Source organism: Streptomyces sp. NPDC040589 (genome assembly GCF_055594445.1).
Genome location: NZ_JBVIWP010000004.1, coordinates 502,064 through 521,590, shown reverse-complemented (window position 1 = coordinate 521,590; position 19,527 = coordinate 502,064). Strand labels below are relative to the sequence as shown.

Sequence of the window (19,527 nt, the reverse complement as noted above, 5' to 3'; positions counted from 1 at the left end):
ACTCGGGGGGTGGCTCGGTCAGCCGCGCCGGGCGCGGGGATCCAGGGCGTCCCGGACGCCGTCCCCGAGGAGGTTGAGCGCCAGGACCAGGAGGAAGAGCAGGACGCCGGGCACGAAGAGGTACATCGGGTCCTGGAGGAAGAACTGGGAGGCGTCCGAGAGCAGGGCTCCCCAGTCGGGGTTGGGCGGGATGACGCCGACCCCCAGGTAGGACAGGGCCGCCTCGGTGGTGATGTTCTGCGGGACGGCCAGCGCGAAGGAGATCAGGATCGGCGCCCACAGGTTGGGCAGCAGCTGCCGGAAGAGGATGTGCCGCCGGCCGGCGCTCATCAGCCGCGCGGCGTCGACGAACTCCCGTTCGCGCAGGGACAGCACCTGTCCGCGCACCAGGCGGGCGGTGTACGCCCACGCGAAGACGGCGATGTTGAGGACCAGGACGAGGAGGCGGAGGTTCTCGTCGGTGCCGCCGTGGGTGTTGGTCTGCAGCGCGTTCTGGATCACCGGGGTGAGCGCGATGATGAACAGCAGCTGCGGGAACGCCAGCATCACGTCCATGACCCGGGACAGCAGGGAGTCGACCCAGCCGCCGAAGTAGCCGGCCGCGAGCCCCGCGACGACGCCGGCCACGGTGGACAGCACGGCCGAGGCGAAGCCCACGTACAGGGAGGTGCGCAGGCCGTAGACGATGCGGGCGAACAGGTCGTAGCCCGTGCCCGGTTCGACGCCGAGAAGATGCTGGGCGCTGATGCCGCCCAGCGATCCGTAGGGGAAGTTGCCCGTGTCCGGGTTGATCGCCTTGTTGTCGGGGGTGATCGGTCCCCAGCCGGTCAGCGCGGTGAGGACCGGCGCGAGCAGGGCGATCACGATGAACAGGACGGTGGCCACCAGGGCGGCCGTGGTCACCTTGTCCCGCCTGATCCGCCGCCAGGCCATCCGGGCCGGTGAGCGGCCGGCGACGACCGGGCCGCCGGGTCTGCTGTCCTGCGTCGACGGATCGGTCAGCAGCGCGGTGCCGCCGCCGGTGTCGACCGGCTGGTGTTGCGTGGTCATCGTACGGACATCCCGGATCTGCCCCTGAGGCAAGGAAATTGAGTGGCGGTCGTGAGCGCCGCCGTGAGACATTGCGGACTTTCGCAATGCGGTGCGAGGGCGGTCAAGCCGCGCAGGGGCCAGAAAAGGGATTGTTTGCGGTCATGGAAAAGTGTTGACGAGAGCAGGGAATGTGATTACCCACCACGTGAAGGAATGCGGGCAATTCCTTGGGCGGTGATTGGCATTGCCTCCGGGTGCGTTTCCTCTTGCTTTTCCCTCGGAATCCCCCGCGCCGGGTAAAGGACACGAACCCAGACCCCGGCTCAGCCGACCGGCACCCCGGCCTCCAGGTAGAACGCCGCTCCGCGTTCGCGCGCCCTCAGGGCCCAGCGGAGCCGCTCGTAGCGCACCGGTGGCAGCAGGTCGGCGGCCTCCTCCTCGGTGACGAACCGCCACTCGCGCAGCTCCGGCCCGGGCAGCAGCACCCGGCCGGCCTTCGCGGAGTCGAGGAGACCGCCGTCGAAGAGGAGCCGCAGGCCGCCGAAGCCGGGGGGCGCGGGGCGCTCCCAGTCGACGACGAGCAGGCTCGGTACCTCGTCGAGGTGGATGCCGGTCTCCTCGGCGACCTCCCGCACACCGGCCCGCGCGGGCGCTTCACCGGGTTCGACGACTCCGCCGGGGAATTCCCAGCCGGGCTTGTAGGTGGGGTCGACGAGCAGCACGCGGTCCTGCTCGTCGAAGAGGAGCACACCGGCGGCGAGCGTCTCGGCGGTGGGCTCGGGCGTCTGCACGATGTCGCAAGCCGGCAGGGAGCCGCCCTGCACGGCCTCGGCGATGCGGGCGGCGGTCTCGTACGGCGTGAGGTCGCTGGTGTCGACCGGGTGCGCGTCCGCGGTGAGCCAGGAGGCGAGCGCGGCCCGGTACGGCTCGATGTGGTCGGAGGACCACTGGCGTATTCGTATCTCGCCGTCGGGGAGGTCCCGCGGTAGCTCGCGGCCCGCTACGCGCTCCCGCAGTATCGTTTCGGCCGGAGCGAGCAGGATGTGGCTGACCGGAATCCTGCGCGCGGCCAGGCCGCCGAAGATCTCGTCGCGGTACTCCTGCCGCAGCAGCGTCATCGGGACGACCAGGGTTCCGCCGAGCTCGGCGAGCATCGCGGCCGCCGTGTCGATCACGAGCCGTCGCCAGATCGGCAGGTCCTGGAAGTCGCCGACCTCGGCGAGGCGCTTGGGCGGCAGCAGATACCGCAGCGCTCCGCCGATGACCTCGGGGTCGAAGAGCGTGCTGTTCGGGATCAGTTCGATCAGTTCCTGTGCGGTGGTGGTCTTCCCCGCACCGAACGCGCCGTTGATCCAGACGACGGTCACAGGTCCCCCTCTTCTGTTGGCCCCCTGAGGCTTGCCCGCTCCACCCTGCCACGGAAACCAGCCCCAGTTGAGGGCGCATGACGACGGCGCCGGCGCTCCCCTCGCACGGGGAGCGCCGGCGCCGTGGGCCGAGGCTGTAGCGGCTCGTCAGCCCTTCTTCTGAACGCCCTTCTTCGGGGCACCCTTCTTCTGGACGCCCTTCTTCTGGACGCCGTCCTTCCCGGCCATGGACAGCCCGTCCTTGCCGACGGCCTGGTTGAGCGTGTTGAGAGTCTCGTCCACGTTGATCCCGGGGAGCTTCTCTCCGACAGCGTGCGACGGGGTGACCGCCGCGACGACGAAGCCGGTGGCCAGGGAGGCGATGGCGAGCATGCTGCGCTTCTTCATGACCGACTCAACTGCCGAACCCGCTCCGGGGTCACGCCACTGGGCCGTTCGGGCGACGCTACGGCATCATTCGGGACCGCTGTCCCAGGTCCCGGGCCCGCCACCGCGCCATTCGATCAGCCCCGACGACGCCGCGTAGGCCTCGTCCGCGTCCTCGATCCCCGCCCGCCGCAGGAACTCGGCGACGTCCAGCAGCCCGTACGCGATCCCGAGGAACTGGTCGTCCACACGGACCCGCCGGCCGCCGTCCACGGCGGGCGGGTAGACCACGACGGGCTTCACGGACGCCATGGCACCAGGGTGCGCGGGGACGGCGCCGGGCGCGCGCCGGGATGGGCCGTTCAGCCCGCCTTTCGCCTCCGCGTCAGGCGCCCACGTAGGCCGCGAGGTGCTCCCCGGTCAGGGTGGAGCGGGCCTCGACGAGTTCGGCCGGGGTGCCCTCGAAGACGATCCGGCCGCCGTCGTGTCCGGCGCCCGGGCCGAGGTCGACGATCCAGTCGGCGTGTGCCATGACCGCCTGGTGGTGCTCGATGACGATGACCGACTTGCCGGCGTCGACGAGCCGGTCGAGCAACCCGAGCAGCTGCTCCACGTCGGCGAGGTGGAGACCGGTGGTCGGCTCGTCGAGTACGAAGACGGAACGGCCCCCGCCCTTGTCTCCCATGTGCGTGGCCAGCTTGAGCCGCTGCCGCTCGCCGCCGGAGAGGGTGGTGAGCGGCTGGCCGAGGGTGAGGTAGCCGAGTCCGACGTCCGCCATCCGTTCGATGATCCGGTGGGCCGCCGGGGTGCGTGCCTCACCGGCGCCGAAGAACTTCTCGGCCTCGGTCACCGACATCGCCAGCACCTCGCTGATGTCGCGGCCGCCGAAGCGGTACTCCAGCACCGACGCCTCGAACCGCTTGCCTTCGCACACCTCGCAGGTGGTGGCGACGCTCTGCATGATCGCCAGGTCGGTGTAGATGACACCGGCGCCGTTGCAGGTGGGGCAGGCGCCCTCGGAGTTGGCACTGAAGAGTGCCGGCTTCACGCCGTTGGCCTTGGCGAAGGCCTTGCGGATCGGGTCGGCCAGCCCGGTGTACGTCGCAGGGTTGCTGCGCCGGGAGCCGCGGATCGCGGTCTGGTCGATCGACACCACGCCTTCGTCCCCCGCTTGTCGGGGGATCGAACCGTGCACGAGCGAACTCTTGCCGGAGCCCGCGACACCGGTGACGACGGTGAGCACGCCGAGCGGGATGTCGACGTCGACGTTGTCCAGGTTGTTCGCTGTCGCGCCGCGGATCGCGAGGGTGCCGGTGGGCTTGCGGACCGTCTCCTTCAGCGCTGCCCGGTCGCCGAGATGACGGCCGGTGACGGTGCCGCTCTTGTGCAGCCCCTCCAGGGTGCCCTCGAAGCAGACGGTGCCGCCCGCCGTGCCTGCGCCGGGGCCGAGGTCCACGACATGGTCGGCGATGGCGATCGTCTCCGGCTTGTGCTCCACCACCAGCACGGTGTTGCCCTTGTCGCGCAGCCGCAGCAGCAGGTTGTTCATCCGCTGGATGTCATGGGGGTGCAGTCCGATGGTCGGCTCGTCGAAGACGTAGGTGACGTCGGTGAGCGAGGAGCCGAGGTGCCGGATCATCTTGGTGCGCTGCGCCTCGCCACCGGAGAGCGTGCCCGAGGCCCGGTCCAGCGAGAGATAGCCGAGCCCGATCTCCACGAACGAGTCCAGGGTGTGCCGGAGCTTGGCGAGCAGCGGCGCCACCGACGGATCCTCGATCCCGCGGGCCCATTCGGCCAGGTCGCGGATCTCCATCGCGCAGGCGTCGGCGATGTTGACCTTGCCGATCCTGGAGGAGCGGACCAGCTCGCTGAGCCGGGTGCCGTCGCACTCGGGGCACTCGGTGAAGGTGACCGCCCGGTCCACGAAGGCCCGGATGTGCGGCTGCATCGACTCGCGGTCCTTGGCGAGGAAGGTCTTCTGGATCTTCGGGATCAGCCCCTCGTAGGTGAGGTTGACGCCGTTGACCTTCACCTTGGTCGGCTCGCGGTACAGGAAGTCGTGCCGCTCCTTCTTGGTGTACTTGCGGATCGGCTTCTCCTTGTCGAAGAAGCCCGACTCGGCGATGACCCGCACCACCCAGCCGTCCCCGGTGTAGGTGGGAATGGTGAACGGGTCCTCGGAGAGCGACTTGGAGTCGTCGAACAGCTGGGTGAGGTCGATGTCGGAGACCTTGCCCCGGCCCTCGCAGTGCGTGCACATGCCGCCGGTACGGCTGAAGGTCACCTTCTGCGTCTTGGTCTTGTCGGCACCCCGGTCGACCGTGATCCCGCCGCTCGCCGAGACCGAGGCGACATTGAAGGAGAACGCGCCGGGCGGGCCGATGTACGGCGTGCCGAGCCGGCTGAAGAGGATGCGCAGCATCGCGTTGGCGTCGGTGGCGGTGCCGACGGTGGAGCGCGGGTCGGATCCCATGCGCTGCTGGTCGACGGTGATCGCGGTGGTCAGCCCGTCCAGCACATCGACCTCGGGCCGGGCCAGGTTCGGCATGAAGCCCTGGAGGAAGGCGCTGTACGTCTCGTTGATCAGCCGCTGCGACTCCGCGGCGATCGTGTCGAACACCAGGGAGCTCTTGCCCGAGCCGGAGACGCCCGTGAACACCGTGAGCCTGCGCTTCGGAATCTCGATGCTGACGTCCTTGAGGTTGTTCTCGCGCGCACCGTGCACGCGGATCACGTCATGGCTGTCGGCAGCGTGCGGCCCGGGCGACTGTCTGTCCGTCGTCGTGGCCTTGTTCATCGTGTCTCCATCTGTCGCTCGGACGTTCTGTCCCCCGCACCGAACCGGGGGGTGCGGCGCGGGGGATGGGGTGTGGGGGGCCGGCCGCCGCTACGGCGTCACGGCTTCAGCTGCTGGATGCGGATCATGTTGCCCGCGGGGTCGCGGAAGGCACAGTCGCGGACGCCGTACGGCTGGTCCACCGGCTCCTGGACCACCTCGGCGTCGCCCGCCTGCAGCCGCTCGAAGGCGCCGTCGACGTCGGTGGTGGCCAGGACGATGCTCGCGTAGGTGCCCTTGGCCATCATCTCGGCGATGGTGCGGCCCTCGTCCTCGGTGATGCCCGGGTCGGCGGCCGGCGGATGCAGGACGATGTTGGTGCCGGGCTGGCCGACGGGCCCGACCGTGATCCAGCGCATGCCCTCGTACCCGACGTCGTTGCGGACTTCGAAGCCGAGAGTGTCGCGGTAGAACGCCAGGGCGGCGTCCGGGTCGTCGTGCGGCAGGAAACTGGCGTGAATGTTGAGGTCCATGGCCACCACGCTAGTTTTGGCTCGGGGTGGGCGCTTCTCGATTCCTGACCGGTCTGGTGACCTGCTTCGCCACGCACGACGGGATCCCCGCGGTCGCGCGCGCCGCCTCGCGCCGGTAGGCGCTGGGCGGCATGCCGACCAGCTCGGTGAAGCGGGTGCTGAAGGTGCCCAGCGACGAGCAGCCGACCTCGAAACACACCTCGGTGACACTGAGGTCGCCACGACGCAGCAGGGCCATCGCGCGCTCGATGCGCCGCGTCATGAGGTAGCTGTACGGCGACTCGCCGTACGCCTGCCGGAACTCCCGGCTGAGATGCCCGGCCGACATGTGCACACCCCGTGCCAGCGCCTCCACGTCCAGCGGCTGTGCGTACTCCCGGTCGATCCGGTCCTTGACCCGGCGCAGGCGCGCGAGGTCACGCAGGCGCTGCGCCGAGGTGGGTCTGCTGGTCACAAGCGGGATCGTGCCACATCGCACGGACATTTGGTCGATTTCGGAGGGAGAAGCCGGTATCCCGGGCCGGGGCCTGTCAGGTGAAGTACGTGTCGAACGTTCCGATCCACCAGGCCGCGAGCGGCAGGAGGCACATCTGCACACCCGCTGTGATCCAGCAGCGGCCGAGCACCGCGATCCCGAAGGTCCACCACGCGGTGGAGCGCAGTGCGCTCACGACTGCGGCCTGGTATCCCCGCCCGGTGGAATCGACCATGCCGGGGTAGCCCATCCAGTCCTCGGTGAAGACGCCGTCCGCCCCGAACACGAGGATCGCCGACACGAACCACAGGTCGGCCAGCAGGGCCGTCACGGCGAGCGCCGCGTCGAAGCGCCGGAACGCGGGCGCCGGCAGCAGCAGCCGTACCGCGGGATGCCCTTGGCGGCGCGTCCAGTCCCGCGGCCAGACCCGCACCAGCGTGACCACGGCTGCCACCAGCGCCCCGAGAGCCGCCGCCCACCCGCCCATGAAGAACAGCCCGAAGAACAGCATCCCGACACTCACGCCGGGCCAGATGCCGCGCCGGGCCGGAGCGGTTCCTTCCGCGTCAGGGGCGGGTGGGGCCCCTGAGGCGCCCCGGCCCCACCGCCTGAACGTTCCTGCCCGGTCTCACACCCCCGCCGCGGCCGTATCCGTCCGCTTCGCGAGTGCTGCCGCCGCGGCGCCCACCAGGCCGGCGTCGGTGCCCATCTGGGCCGGTGCCACGGTCAGCCGCCGGACGAAGGACAGGGTCGCGTAGGCGCTCAGAGCCTTGCGCAGAGGGGCGAAGAGGACGTCGCCGGCCTTGCCCACTCCCCCGCCGATCACCACTATGTCGATCTCCACGAGGGTCGCGGTGGCGGCGATCCCGGCGGCCAGGGCCTGGGCGGCACGCTCGAAGGATGCGACGGCGACCGGGTCGCCGGACCTGGCGGCGGCGGCCACCGCGGCGGCGGACGTGTCACCGTCGGGACCGGGCCGCCAGCCCTTCTCCAGGGCGCGCCGGGCGATGTTGGGACCGCTCGCGATGCGCTCGACGCAGCCGCGCGAACCGCACGGGCACGGATCGCCGTCGAGGTCCACGCTGATGTGGCCGATATGGCCGGCGTTGCCGGTGGGCCCGGGGTGCAGCCGACCGCCGAGCACCAGGCCGCCGCCGACACCCGTGGAGACGACCATGCACAGCGCGTTGTCGTGGCCGCGGGCGGCGCCCTGCCAGTGTTCGGCCGCCGTGATCGCCACACCGTCGCCGATCAGCTCGACGGGCAGGTCCCCGGCCGCGGCCCGGACGCGTCCGACGAGCGGGTAGCCGCGCCAGCCGGGCACGTTCACCGGGCTCACCGTGCCCGCCAAGGCGTCTACGGGCCCGGCGCTGCCGATGCCCACGGCCGTGGCGCGCTCCCACAGCGGCGACACGGTGAGCTCACCGAGCACCTCCTCCACGGCCCGCATCACGGTGTCGCCGTCCTCCCGGGCGGGCGTCGGCCGCTGGGCGCGGACCAGGATCCGGCCGTGGCCGTCCACCAGAGCGCCGGCGATCTTGGTGCCGCCGATGTCGAGCGCGGCCACGAGGTCGGTGTGCATCAGTGTCGGATCTCCCCGTCAACCATGAGAAAGAACGCCGAGCGGCACCGGTCCCGCACGGGTGCGCGGGCCGGAGATTGCGGTGGACAGTCTCCCCCGAGCCTGACAACGTTGTCCAGGCTCTATGCTCGACGCCACATCCTCATACAAACCCAGGACCGCCGCACCCCCGTGGACGACAGGACAGGACACCGCACCGTGCCCCAGACCCCCCTCCGATCCGCAACGCGCTACGGCACCCGGCCGACCATGAAGGACGTCGCGGCACGCGCCGGAGTCGGGCTCAAGACGGTCTCCCGGGTGGTGAACGGGGAGCCGGGGGTCACCCCGGAGACGGAGCGGCGGGTCCAGGAGGCGATCGACGCCCTCGGTTTCCGCCGCAACGACAGCGCGCGGGTGCTGCGCAAGGGCCGCACGGCCAGCATCGGCCTGGTCCTGGAGGACCTCGCGGACCCGTTCTACGGACCGCTGAGCCGCTCGGTCGAGGAGGTGGCCCGCGCGCACGGCGCCCTGCTGATCAACGGCTCCAGTGCGGAGGACCCGGAGCGTGAGCAGGAGCTGGTGCTGGCCCTGTGCGCGCGGCGAGTGGACGGTCTTGTGGTGATTCCGGCCGGTGACGACCACCGGTATCTGGAACCGGAGCTCAAGGCGGGCGTAGCCACGGTGTTCGTGGACCGGCCGGCCGGGTACATCGACGCCGACGTGGTCCTGTCGGACAACCTCGGCGGAGCCCGCGGCGGCGTCGCCCATCTCATCGCGCACGGGCACCGCCGGATCGGCTTCATCGGCGACATGCCCCGCATCCACACCGCCGCCGAGCGGCTGCGCGGCTACCGGGCCGCGATGGAGGACGCGGGCATACCGGTGGCGGACTCCTGGATGTCCCTCGGCGTCACCGACCCCGAGCGGGTACGCAGGGCGGCCGAGGAGATGCTGTCCGGCCCGGACCCGGTCACCGCGATCTTCACGGCCAACAACCGGGTGACGGTCACCGTGATCCGCGTGCTCGCCGAGCACGCCCGCCGCGTCGCCCTGGTCGGCTTCGACGACATCGAGCTGGCCGACCTGCTCCAGCCGGGCGTCACGGTCGTCGCCCAGGACGCGGCGGACATCGGCCGCACCGCCGCGGAACGCCTGTTCCGGCAACTGGACGGCACCCAGATCGCCCCCGAGCGCATCGAGCTGCCGACCCGGCTGATCACCCGGGGCTCCGGCGAGCTGCCCCCGGCGGACTGAGCGGCCCATGGATCACCTCACCGCTCGCACGCTGCGGGCACTCGGCCTGGCCGAGGCGCCGCGCGAGCATCCGCTGCTGTATCCGGGCGCGTGGCCGGCCGACTCCGGGCTCCTCGACGGAGACTGCTTCCTGCCGCTGGAGCAGTTGGCGTACGAGGACCGCACGCCGGTCCTCGCCATCGGCTCCAACGCCTGCCCGGGACAACTGCGGCACAAGATGGCCGAGTTCGGGATCATGTCCCCTCTCCCGATGGTGAAGACCCGGGTGCGGGGCGTCGACGCGGGCGTCTCGGCGCATGTGAGCCGCATGGGGTACATGTCCGCCTCGCCCGTCAGCGCCCCGGACACCGTGCGGGAGCTGTTCGTCCTCTGGCTCGACGACGAGCAGCTCACAGTGATCGACGCGAGCGAGGGCGCGCCGTTGCCGAACGGCAATTTCAACCGTGCCTGGCTGCCCGCGCCCGATGTGCGGATCGACCTCGCGGACGGCACCCGCCTGCCCGGCGCGTACGCGTACGTCAACCGGCACGGGGTCCTGCACGACGGCAGCGGCGTGCCGCGCACCCACCCGGGCCAGCGGGCGCTGCTCACCGAGCTGCTCTCCGGCCTGCCGCGGTTCAGGGAGCTCTTCGGCGTGGTGCCCGAGGAGTTCAGCGCGCGGGCCCGCGGCGACCGGCGGTTGTGCGAGCGGGGCACACGGCTGTTCATCGAGGAGAAGCTGGTGACCGCCTCCGGCCTGGAGCGGTACGTCGGCTCCCGGCCGACGGGGTCTCAGCAGACCGGGAGCCCGGGGACGGGGCCGTCGTTGTCCCCGCCCTTGACGTAGACGTCGCTGACCCAGACGTTCGTGTTGCCGCTGTCGTCGTCGGTCTTCGCCCACCAGACGTTGGTCCACCGGCCGTCCGTCTCGCGGCGGCCCAGGTTCTGCTGGCAGTAGAAGTAGTTGGTGCCCGCGTTGAGGACACCGACCTTGGCGCCGGAGGCGGTGTAGGAGTCGGCGGTCTTCCAGACCTGGCAGTTGTACTTGCCGCCGCCGATGGCGTGGCAGGCCGGTTCGGGGGCCGGGGTGGTCGGAGCGCCGCCCGTCCCGCCGTCGCCGGAACCGTCTCCGGTGTCGCTGCCGCCGGAGGACTCGGCGGGCGCCGGGGTGTCCGCCCCGCCGGTGGGCTCCGGGGCCTTCTTGTCGCCGGGCTTCCTGGAGGGGGCCTTGCCCTTCTCGTCGCCCTGCTGGGTGGGCCGGGGTGCGTTCGAGCCGTCGTCGGTGCGACCGGGCTCGGAGGAGGCCGCGGCATCTTCGCGGGCGGCGTCGGTCCGGGTGCCCGTTTCCTTGTCGCCGGAGTCGCTGAGCACGGCGGCCGTGACACCGGCTGCGGCGAGAACGACGGTGGCGGCCGCGGCGGCGAGCAGGACGCGGGACCTACGGCGGGGCGGGCGGCCGGAGTTGACCGGACTCGTGGGAGCGGAGGAGTCAGGGTCGGTGCTGCCCGGCTGTACGTGCTGCGGTGGTCCGAACCCCGGCGGTACCGCAGGCACGCTCCGCTCCGTCTCCGGGCGCGAGGGCGATGCCGATTCCGATGCCGCGGGGTCTCGCAACGGAGATGTCGGCGTGTCCGTAGCGCCAGAGTCCGCCACCGACTGGAGCAGCTCTCGAGCCTGGTCGGCCTCCGGGCGGGCCTCGGGGCGCTTGTCCATCAACCGCTGGAGGACGGGGCCGAGCGGGCCGGCGCGCAGGGGCTCCGGCAGCGGCTCGGTGACGATCGCCGTGAGGGTCGAGAACGTGGACGTACGGCGGAAGGGCGAGGCCCCCTCGACGGCCGCGTACAGCGTGGCGCCCAGGGCCCAGATGTCGGAGGCGGGGCCCGGGTCGGCGCCCTGGGCACGCTCGGGGGCCAGGTAGTCGAGGGAGCCGACGAGTTCGCCGCTGCGGGTGAGGTGGGTGGTCGAACCGTCGCCCGGGTCGTCCATGGTGGCGATGCCGAAGTCGGTGAGGACGACCCGGCCCGAGCGGTCGAGCAGGATGTTGCCTGGCTTCACGTCTCGGTGCAGGACGCCCGCCCGGTGGGCGGCGGACAACGCGTCCATCACCTTGGCGCCGATACCGGCCGCCTCGCGCGGGTCCAGCGTGCCGCGTTCGCGCAGGACGTCGTCCAGGGACGGCCCGTCGACCAGTTCCATGACGATGAGCGGCCGGCCGTCGACCTCCGCGATGTCGTGCACGGCGATGACGCCGGGGTGGCGCACCCGGGCCGCCGCACGCGCCTCGCGCTGCATCCGCAGTCGCAGAGCGGCCAGTTCGGGGCCGGCCACGTCGGTGTAGGTGCGCAGTTCCTTGACGGCGACCTCGCGGCCGAGGACCTCGTCGACGGCCTTCCAGACGATGCCCATGCCGCCGCGCCCCAGCCTGCCCGCGACGCGATAGCGGCCTGCCAGCAGCCGACCGGCCTCCTCGGTCTGCCCGTACTCCCCCGTTGACACCGCTGCCCCGTTCCTGTGACACCGCTGGATCCACCGACACGTCAGTACGTGGCGTACAGAGTACGGGGCGGCGATGACGACGAAAGCCGGCGGTGACGGCTGTGACAGGGCCGGTACGTGCCGGCCGAGGCGAGGCCGTCAGGCGGACGCCGTCAGGTCGGCCCGCCTGGGCGTCGCGAAGCTCTCCAGGTCGGCGCGGGTCAGGCCGGTCAGCCGGGCTACCTCGCCGATGTCGAGGGCGCCGCAGTCCAGGCCCCGGAGCAGGTAGCCGCTGAGGGCCTTGGCGGTGGCGGGTTCGTCCATGACGTCGCCGCCGGTGCGGTTGGCGTAGCGGGCGAGACGGGCGGCGGCCTGCTCGTAGCCCTCGCGGTAGAAGGCGAAGACGGCCGCGTACCGGGTCGGGATGTGGCCGGGGTGCATGTCCCAGCCCTGGTAGTAGGCACGGGCCAGGGCGCGGCGGGTGAGTCCGTAGTGCAGGCGCCAGGCGGCGTGCACCTTCTCGGTGGGGCCGACGGGCAGCACGTTGGTGGAGCCGTCCGAGACGCGGACTCCGGTGCCGGCCGCCGCGACCTGCATGACGGCCTTGGCGTGGTCGGCGGCGGGGTGGTCACTGGCTTGGTGGGCGGCGGAGACGCCGAGGCAGGCGCTGTAGTCGAAGGTGCCGTAGTGCAGGCCGGTGGCGCGGCCCTCGGCGGCCTGGATCATGCGGGCGACGGTGGCGGTGCCGTCGGCGGCGAGGATGGACTGGCTGGTCTCGATCTGGATCTCGAAGCCGATCCGGCCGGGCTCCAGGCCGTGGGTGTTCTCGAAGGCGTCCAGCAGCCGCGCCATGGCGGTCACCTGCTCGGCGTAGGTCACCTTGGGCAGGGTGAGCACCAGCCCGCGGGGCAGGCCGCCGGCCTCCATCAGGCCGGTGAGGAAGATGTCCAGGGTGCGGATGCCACGGTCGCGTACGGGCGCCTCCATGCACTTCATCCGGATGCCCATGTAAGGGGCCGCGGTGCGGTCCTCGTACGCCTCCGCGATCAGCCGGGCGGCGCGGGCCGCGGCCTCGTCCTCCTCGGCGTCGGGGCGGTTGCCGTAGCCGTCCTCGAAGTCGACGCGCAGGTCCTCGATCGGCTCGCGCTCCAGCTTGGCGCGCACGCGCGCGTGGACGGGCTCGGCGAGGTCCTCGGCGAGGCCGAGGACGGCGGCGAAGGACGCGGCGTCCGGGGCGTGTTCGTCGAGGGCCGCCAGGGCACGGTCGCCCCAGGAGCGGACGGTGTCGGCGGCGAAGACGTCGCCCGGTACGTAGACGGTGTGGACGGGCTGGCGCGTGCCGGGGTCTCCGGGGTAGCGGCGCTCCAGTTCGGCGTCGACCGCCGCGAGGGAGGCGCTGATCTCCTCGCTGACGGCGCCCGCGAGGCTCGTCGCCACCTTCTCCTGTCGGCCCTGCCCCATCCCAAGCCCTCCATTTTCCGTAGAGCGGAATCAATAATCCGCAGTACGAAGCTAACGGTCGATCTTCACCCTGGTCAACACCATCTTGAAGTGGGATTCCCCATCCTTCACCCTCGGTCACTGCCGACCCGCCCTCATCTTCCGTATTCAGAAGGCAAGCTTCATCCTGACGTGCAAGGGGAGGGAGACCACGTGCCGAACGAGGTCGGAGTGACGCGCCGCCACGGGCTCAAGGCGGCGGCCGCCGCCGTCGTCACAGGACCGCTGCTCACCACCGCGGGCCCCACACAGCCCGCTTCCGCCGGCGAGCACCCGGGCGCCCTGGACGTCATGACGTTCAACGTCCGCTTCGGGACCGTCGTCGACACGACACCGCGCTGGGAGGTGCGCCGGCCGGTGATGCGAGAACTGCTGCGCCGCGAGCGACCGCACGTCATCGGCACCCAGGAAGGGCTCTACCGGCAGGTGCGCGCGATCGAGAAGGATCTCGGCGAGCACTACGACTGGATCGGCACCGGACGCGGGGGCGGCAGCAAGGACGAGTTCATGGCGATCTTCTACGACACGCGCAGACTCGACCCGATCGAGTTCGATCACTTCTGGCTGTCCGGCACCCCGTACGCGATCGCCTCGAACACCTGGGGCGCGGACTGGCTGCGCATGGTGACCTGGGTCCGTTTCGCCGACCTCGCCGACGGGGGACGGGAGTTCTACGTCCTCAACACCCATCTGGACAGCGTCAGCCAGTACGCCCGGGAACGCTCGGTGGGGCTCATCGGCGAGACGATCGCCGGGTGGGACCGGTCGTTACCGGTCATCGTCACCGGCGACTTCAACGCGGCCGCACACGACAACCGGGTGTACGGCCTCATGCTGGACATCGGGCTGGTGGACGCCTGGGACGCGGCGGCCTCGCGGGGTCCGGCGTACGGGACGCACCACGGCTACCGGGCGCTCAGGCCCGGCGGGCGGCGCATCGACTGGATCCTCACCACGCCCGGGGTGACCACGCACTGGGCAGGGATGAACACCTTCTCCGTGGACGGGACGTACCCGAGCGACCATCTGCCGGTGCAGGCCTCGCTGACCCTGGGATGAAGAACCCCCCGTGACCGTTCGTGCGGTCACGGGGGGCCTTCTGCGGCCGGGGTCGATCAGCCCTTGCGGGTCTTGATCTCCTCGGTGAGGGCCGGGACGACGTCGAAGAGGTCGCCGACGATGCCGTAGTCGACGAGGTCGAAGATCGGGGCCTCGGCGTCCTTGTTGATCGCGACGATGGTCTTCGAGGTCTGCATACCGGCGCGGTGCTGGATCGCGCCGGAGATGCCGGAGGCGATGTACAGCTGCGGCGAGACGCTCTTGCCCGTCTGGCCGACCTGGTTGGTGTGCGGGTACCAGCCCGCGTCCACCGCGGCACGCGAGGCACCGACGGCGGCACCGAGGGAGTCGGCGAGCGCCTCGATGATCGCGAAGTTCTCCGCGCCGTTGACGCCACGGCCGCCGGAGACCACGATCGCGGCCTCGGTCAGGTCCGGGCGGCCCGTCGACTCACGCGGCGTGCGGCCGGTGACCTTGGTGCCGGTGGCCTGCGCGGAGAAGGACACCGACAGCGCCTCGACCGCGCCGGCGGCCGGGGCGGCTTCCACGGCCGCGCTGTTGGGCTTGACCGTGATGACCGGGGTGCCCTTGGAGACACGGGACTTGGTGGTGAAGGACGCGGCGAACACCGACTGCGTGGCCACCGGGCCCTCGTCGCCGGCCTCCAGGTCGACGGCGTCGGTGATGATGCCGGAGCCCAGACGCAGCGCCAGACGCGCGGCGATCTCCTTGCCCTCTGCCGAGGACGGGACCAGCACGGCGGCCGGGGACACGGCCTCGTGCGCGGCCTGCAGGGCGTCCACCTTCGGTACGACCAGGTAGTCGGCGTACTCGGCGGCCTCGTGGGTGAGGACCTTGACCGCGCCGTGCTCGGCGAGCGCGGCGGCGGTGTCGGCGGCGCCGTTGCCCAGCGCGACGGCGACCGGCTCGCCGATGCGGCGGGCCAGGGTCAGCAGCTCCAGGGTGGGCTTGCGGACGGCGCCGTCCACGTGGTCGACGTAGACGAGAACTTCAGCCATGGGACTTCTTCTCTCCTGCTTGCGAAAGATGAGGGGCGGTCAGCGAATGCCGGGCTCAGATGAACTTCTGGCCCGCGAGGAACTCAGCGAGCTGCTTGCCGCCCTCGCCCTCGTCCTTGACGATCGTGCCCGCGGTACGGGCCGGGCGCTCGGCCGCGTTGTCGACCGTGGTGTAGGCGCCCTCGAGGCCGACCTCCTCGGCCTCCAGGTCCAGGTCGGACAGGTCCCAGGACTCCACCGGCTTCTTCTTCGCGGCCATGATGCCCTTGAAGGAGGGGTAGCGCGCCTCGCCCGACTGGTCGGTCACCGACACGACCGCCGGCAGGGAGGCCTCCAGGCTCTCCGTGGCGGCGTCGCCGTCGCGGCGGCCCTTGACCGTGCCGTCCTCGACCGACACCTCGGACAGCAGGGTGACCTGCGGGACGCCCAGGCGCTCGGCGAGCAGCGCGGGGACGACGCCCATGGTGCCGTCGGTGGAGGCCATACCGGAGATGACCAGGTCGTAGCCGGCCTTCTCGACGGCCTTGGCCAGGACCAGGGAGGTGCCGATGGCGTCGGTGCCGTGGATGTCGTCGTCCTCGACGTGGATCGCCTTGTCGGCACCCATGGACAGCGCCTTGCGCAGGGCGTCCTTGGCGTCCTCGGGGCCCACCGTCAGAACGGTGATCTCCACGTCGTCGTCGGAGTTCTCGGAGATCTGCAGCGCCTGCTCGACCGCGTACTCGTCGAGCTCGGAGAGCAGACCGTCCACGTCGTCCCGGTCGACGGTCAGGTCATCGGCGAAGTGCCGGTCGCCAGTGGCGTCGGGCACGTACTTCACAGTGACAACGATCCTCAAGCTCACGCCGGCTCTCCTACTGCAATCGTCATTTCTCGGCTGCCTACTTGCAGGCAGCATAGGCGCCTCAAGCGGCCGATTCCGGTCGGGGCGACCCACGCTCCGAGCGAAATATTACTCGTCAGTACACCCAGTTCGTTCCCGCTAAGCAAGCGCTTTGAACTGTGACCTTCGCAACGCAGCGTAACCGGAACTCGACGGTCCCGCAGCCCGGGGGGTACGCCCCTCAGTCGGGCAGTCTCCGGAAACGCCCCTGGTGATAGAGGAGCGGACGGCCGGTGCCCGTGGGGTCCCCGTGCAGGACCTCGGCGAGCACGAGCCGGTGGTCTCCGGCGGGCACGCGGGCGACGACCCGGGCCACCAGCCAGGCCAGCACACCGTCGAGCAGGGGTACGCCCTCGGGCCCCTCCCGCCAGACGGTGGGCGCGGCGAAGCGGTCGGCTCCGTTGCGGGCGAAGGTGGCGGCCAGCTCCTGCTGGTGCTCGCCGAGGATGTGGACGCCGACATGATCGGTCGCCGCCATCGCGGGCCAGCTGGAGGAGCCGGTGCCGACGCCGAAGGACAGCAGGGGCGGTTCGGCGGAGACGGAGGCGAGGGAGGTGGCGGTGAAGCCCACCGGACCGGTGTCGCCACGAGCCGTGATCACGGCGACCCCCGCCGCGTGTCGCCGGAAGACCGAGCGCAGGAGATCGGGCGTGGCGAGGAGGTCCGAAGGCATGGGGTCAGGCTGACGATAAATGGTGTGCGCAGTCAAGTTCGTTTCGTGATGTGGGAGATGACTCACTGGACGCCCTCACCGGCCGCGCCGGGACCTCACACCGCCTCCCCCAGCGCGGCGATCACATCGGCCTTGCGCGGCTGTCCGGTGGCCCGCCGCACCACCCGGCCGTCGGCGTCGAGGACCAGCACGGTCGGGGTCTTGAGGATGTCCAGCCGTCGTACGAGGTCCAGCTGGGCCTCGGCGTCGATCTCGACGTGGGTCACGCCCGGGACCACGCCGGCGACCTCTCCGAGGACCCGCCGGGTCGCCCGGCAGGGCGCGCAGAAGGCGCTGGAGAACTGGACGAGCGTCGCCCGCTCGCCGAGTTCCGCGCCCAGCTCCGCCGCACCCAGCCGCTTGCCGTCGTCCCGCCCGCGCACCCGCACTCTCCCGCTCCGCCGCCGTTGCAGCACTCCGTAGGCGCTCGCCGCCGCGAGCACCAGGACACACACCACCAGTCCGGTCATCACCTGGTTCAAGCGTTCACGAGACCGCAAAGATTCCCGCGCTCTCAACGGGGCCGCGTTGCGGAATGCTTGGTTCCATGGACATCGATGCGAGAGGGCCGCGTTTCGGCGCGGCCGTGACGGCCGTCGTCCTGGCGGTCGTTCTGGTCACGGGGAGCGCGTGGCTGCTGGCCTGGCAGACGCTGGCGATCCTGCTCGGCGCGGCGGGCGGGGTGGGCCGGTCCCCGTACGGCCTGCTGTTCCGGAAGGCCGTACGGCCGCGGCTCGGACCGCCGGCCGACTTCGAGGCGCCCGAACCACCGCGTTTCGCCCAGGCGGTGGGGCTGCTCTTCGCCGGACTCGGGCTCGTCGGCTACACCCTGGGGCCCGACTGGCTGGGACTCGCGGCGACCGGCGCGGCGCTCGCGGCGGCCTTCCTGAACGCGGCATTCGGGTACTGCCTGGGCTGCGAGTTGTACCTGCTCGTGCGGCGGGTGGCGGTGCGCGCGGAGTAATACGGGCGTAAAAGCACGAGGTGGGATCACGCGGGCGACGTGACGAGAATCTCCTCCCCGGCGGGCACGAGGACTGGCTACCCGGCCGTTCTTCGGGCACGATCTGCGACAAGCCGTAAACCTACGGCTGCGTAACTTTCCGCTGGGAATCCCTTCCCAGGCAGAGCAGGAAGGGTCCGACCCGCCCATGGCAGAGCTCGTCTACCGTCCCGTCGTCGGTTTCGCCCGCACGCTGTTCAAGGCGTGGGACCTCAAGATCGACTGCCAGGGTTCGGAGAACATCCCGCGCTCGGGCGGCGCCGTGCTGGTGAGCAATCACATCAGCTACCTGGACTTCGTCTTCGACGGCCTGGCGGCCCTGCCGCAGAAGCGTCTCGTGCGCTTCATGGCGAAGGAGTCCGTCTTCCGGCACCGGGTCTCCGGCCCGCTGATGCGCGGCATGAAGCACATCCCCGTGGACCGCAAGCAGGGCGAGACGGCCTACGCGCACGCCCTGGACTCGCTGCGGTCGGGCGAGATCGTCGGGGTCTTCCCGGAGGCCACCATCTCGCAGTCGTTCACGCTGAAGAGCTTCAAGTCGGGCGCCGCGCGCATGGCGCAGGAGGCCGGCGTCCCGCTGATCCCGATGGCGGTGTGGGGCACGCAGCGGCTGTGGACGAAGGGACACCCCCGCAACTTCAAGCGCAGCCACATCCCCATCACGATCCGGGTCGGCGAGGCGATCGAGGCCTCCCGCGACAAGTACGCGGGCGCGATCACGCGCCAGCTGCGCGAGCGCGTCCAGGAGCTCCTCGAAGCCGCCCAGCGCGCCTACCCCGTACGCCCGAAGGGCCCGGAGGACACCTGGTGGATGCCGGCCCACCTCGGCGGCACGGCACCGACGCCGGAGCAGGTGCGGGCGGCGGAGGCGCGCTGACAGGCCCTCAAAGCGTGGCGGGGAGCGTCTCCCACAAGTGGGGCCGGTCGCGGGCCGATGTGAGGGCGCCGAGCACGACCGGGTGAGGCGCGGCGTACAGGACCGGACAGTCCGTCTCTCCGGACGCCGGGTCGGGTGTGAAGGCGAGCCGCTCGCCGTCGAGGGAGAACCGCGCGTCCACACCCGGCTTGTTGCCCCGGGGGTCCTGCCGGTGCCACGCGCCGTCGAACCGCACGGCGACCAGACCGTGCACCACCCCCAGCTCCTGGTAGCACAGCGCGGTCGGGATGTCCTCGGCCCGCAGCAGCGCCGCGAGCGCGTGGGCCTTGGCGTAGCAGATGCCGGTGCGCTGTTCCAGGACATCGGAGGCGCGCCAGGTGACACGGAGATCGCCCGAGTCCTGCGAGTGCGGAATGGTGTCGCGCACGAATGCGAACGCCGCCTGCGCATACTCATACGAGTTCGCCACGCCCTCGGCCAGCTTGGCCGCCGTCTCGCGAACGAGCGGATGGTGGTGGTCGATCACCTCGTCGGCGGCCAAGTAGGCAGAGAGGTCTGGGGTTTCCTGGATCAGCTGCATGCAGGCAGAGCATAGGGACGAGATCACCCATGGGTCAATGCATTTTCGGGTGACCGTATATTTATGCATCAGA

The 19,527-nt window shown here is 71.0% G+C and carries 21 protein-coding genes; 5 read left to right on the top strand and 16 right to left on the bottom strand.

All coding sequences use genetic code 11. The annotated features are described in order from the left end of the window. Window positions 1-18: 18 nt before the first annotated feature. From ACZ58V_RS20250 to ACZ58V_RS20210, 9 genes are all read right to left on the bottom strand, one after another. Window positions 19-1,050, bottom strand: coding sequence for an ABC transporter permease (locus ACZ58V_RS20250; RefSeq protein ID WP_471291195.1), 1,032 nt, complete (start codon window positions 1,048-1,050; stop codon window positions 19-21). 305 nt (window positions 1,051-1,355) lie between these two features. Further along, window positions 1,356-2,399, bottom strand: coding sequence for an NUDIX hydrolase (locus tag ACZ58V_RS20245; RefSeq protein WP_468189189.1), 1,044 nt, complete (start codon window positions 2,397-2,399; stop codon window positions 1,356-1,358). A 147-nt stretch (window positions 2,400-2,546) separates the two neighbouring features. Further along, on the bottom strand, window positions 2,547-2,786 hold the full coding sequence (locus ACZ58V_RS20240; protein ID WP_468189186.1) for a hypothetical protein: 240 nt from the start codon (window positions 2,784-2,786) through the stop codon (window positions 2,547-2,549). A 66-nt stretch (window positions 2,787-2,852) separates the two neighbouring features. Then, the gene (locus tag ACZ58V_RS20235; protein WP_468189183.1) at window positions 2,853-3,077 is read right to left on the bottom strand and encodes a hypothetical protein; all 225 of its coding nucleotides are present in this window, start codon (window positions 3,075-3,077) and stop codon (window positions 2,853-2,855) included. Between the two features lie 73 nt (window positions 3,078-3,150). Then, a complete protein-coding gene (locus tag ACZ58V_RS20230) occupies window positions 3,151-5,562 on the bottom strand; it encodes an ATP-binding cassette domain-containing protein (protein WP_468189180.1) in 2,412 nt (803 codons plus the stop codon). 98 nt (window positions 5,563-5,660) lie between these two features. Continuing rightward, entirely contained in the window at window positions 5,661-6,074 is a 414-nt protein-coding gene (locus ACZ58V_RS20225) for a VOC family protein (RefSeq protein WP_215123247.1), read from the bottom strand. Between the two features lie 10 nt (window positions 6,075-6,084). Beyond that, entirely contained in the window at window positions 6,085-6,558 is a 474-nt protein-coding gene (locus ACZ58V_RS20220) for a helix-turn-helix transcriptional regulator (protein ID WP_471291191.1), read from the bottom strand. 46 nt (window positions 6,559-6,604) lie between these two features. Then, entirely contained in the window at window positions 6,605-7,072 is a 468-nt protein-coding gene (locus ACZ58V_RS20215; RefSeq protein WP_468189174.1) for a hypothetical protein, read from the bottom strand. Window positions 7,073-7,177: 105 nt separating this feature from the next. Continuing rightward, window positions 7,178-8,131, bottom strand: coding sequence for an ROK family protein (locus tag ACZ58V_RS20210; RefSeq protein WP_471291189.1), 954 nt, complete (start codon window positions 8,129-8,131; stop codon window positions 7,178-7,180). A gap of 171 nt (window positions 8,132-8,302) precedes the next feature. Between ACZ58V_RS20210 and ACZ58V_RS20205 the strand changes: the two genes are divergently transcribed. Both ACZ58V_RS20205 and ACZ58V_RS20200 read left to right on the top strand, forming a co-directional pair. After that, window positions 8,303-9,367 (top strand): LacI family DNA-binding transcriptional regulator, encoded by a 1,065-nt coding sequence (locus ACZ58V_RS20205; protein WP_468189168.1) that lies wholly within the window; start codon window positions 8,303-8,305, stop codon window positions 9,365-9,367. A 7-nt stretch (window positions 9,368-9,374) separates the two neighbouring features. After that, window positions 9,375-10,193, top strand: coding sequence for a hypothetical protein (locus ACZ58V_RS20200; protein ID WP_471291187.1), 819 nt, complete (start codon window positions 9,375-9,377; stop codon window positions 10,191-10,193). Here ACZ58V_RS20200 and ACZ58V_RS20195 read toward each other — a convergent pair. Together ACZ58V_RS20195 and ACZ58V_RS20190 are read right to left on the bottom strand one after the other, a co-directional pair. Beyond that, window positions 10,139-11,842 (bottom strand): serine/threonine-protein kinase, encoded by a 1,704-nt coding sequence (locus ACZ58V_RS20195; protein ID WP_471291185.1) that lies wholly within the window; start codon window positions 11,840-11,842, stop codon window positions 10,139-10,141. The two genes, ACZ58V_RS20200 and ACZ58V_RS20195, sit on opposite strands and share 55 nt — an antisense overlap. Before the next feature lie 138 nt (window positions 11,843-11,980). Further along, complete coding sequence (locus ACZ58V_RS20190; protein WP_468189161.1) at window positions 11,981-13,282, bottom strand: DUF6986 family protein; 1,302 nt, start codon at window positions 13,280-13,282, stop codon at window positions 11,981-11,983. 192 nt (window positions 13,283-13,474) lie between these two features. Between ACZ58V_RS20190 and ACZ58V_RS20185 the strand changes: the two genes are divergently transcribed. Beyond that, on the top strand, window positions 13,475-14,380 hold the full coding sequence (locus tag ACZ58V_RS20185; RefSeq protein WP_471291183.1) for an endonuclease/exonuclease/phosphatase family protein: 906 nt from the start codon (window positions 13,475-13,477) through the stop codon (window positions 14,378-14,380). A gap of 56 nt (window positions 14,381-14,436) precedes the next feature. On the opposite strand, the gene ACZ58V_RS20180 is transcribed toward ACZ58V_RS20185, so the two are convergent. The 4 genes from ACZ58V_RS20180 to ACZ58V_RS20165 all read right to left on the bottom strand — a co-directional run bounded on the left by ACZ58V_RS20180 (window position 14,437) and on the right by ACZ58V_RS20165 (window position 17,464). Next, window positions 14,437-15,399, bottom strand: coding sequence for an electron transfer flavoprotein subunit alpha/FixB family protein (locus tag ACZ58V_RS20180; RefSeq protein ID WP_189724115.1), 963 nt, complete (start codon window positions 15,397-15,399; stop codon window positions 14,437-14,439). 55 nt (window positions 15,400-15,454) lie between these two features. Beyond that, a complete protein-coding gene (locus ACZ58V_RS20175; protein ID WP_184595137.1) occupies window positions 15,455-16,243 on the bottom strand; it encodes an electron transfer flavoprotein subunit beta/FixA family protein in 789 nt (262 codons plus the stop codon). Between the two features lie 220 nt (window positions 16,244-16,463). After that, a complete protein-coding gene (locus tag ACZ58V_RS20170; protein WP_468189156.1) occupies window positions 16,464-16,955 on the bottom strand; it encodes a flavin reductase family protein in 492 nt (163 codons plus the stop codon). Between the two features lie 95 nt (window positions 16,956-17,050). Further along, entirely contained in the window at window positions 17,051-17,464 is a 414-nt protein-coding gene (locus tag ACZ58V_RS20165; protein ID WP_382839849.1) for a thioredoxin family protein, read from the bottom strand. A 77-nt stretch (window positions 17,465-17,541) separates the two neighbouring features. Here ACZ58V_RS20165 and ACZ58V_RS20160 point away from each other — a divergent pair, with 77 nt between their 5' ends. Next, the gene (locus tag ACZ58V_RS20160; protein ID WP_471291180.1) at window positions 17,542-17,958 is read left to right on the top strand and encodes a DUF4395 domain-containing protein; all 417 of its coding nucleotides are present in this window, start codon (window positions 17,542-17,544) and stop codon (window positions 17,956-17,958) included. A 187-nt stretch (window positions 17,959-18,145) separates the two neighbouring features. Continuing rightward, window positions 18,146-18,874: a lysophospholipid acyltransferase family protein gene (locus ACZ58V_RS20155; protein ID WP_468189154.1), complete on the top strand. Its 729-nt coding sequence runs from the start codon at window positions 18,146-18,148 to the stop codon at window positions 18,872-18,874. Window positions 18,875-18,881: 7 nt separating this feature from the next. On the opposite strand, the gene ACZ58V_RS20150 is transcribed toward ACZ58V_RS20155, so the two are convergent. Continuing rightward, window positions 18,882-19,454, bottom strand: a complete 573-nt coding sequence (locus ACZ58V_RS20150) for a transglutaminase domain-containing protein (protein ID WP_468189152.1) — start codon at window positions 19,452-19,454, stop codon at window positions 18,882-18,884. Window positions 19,455-19,527: the final 73 nt, after the last annotated feature.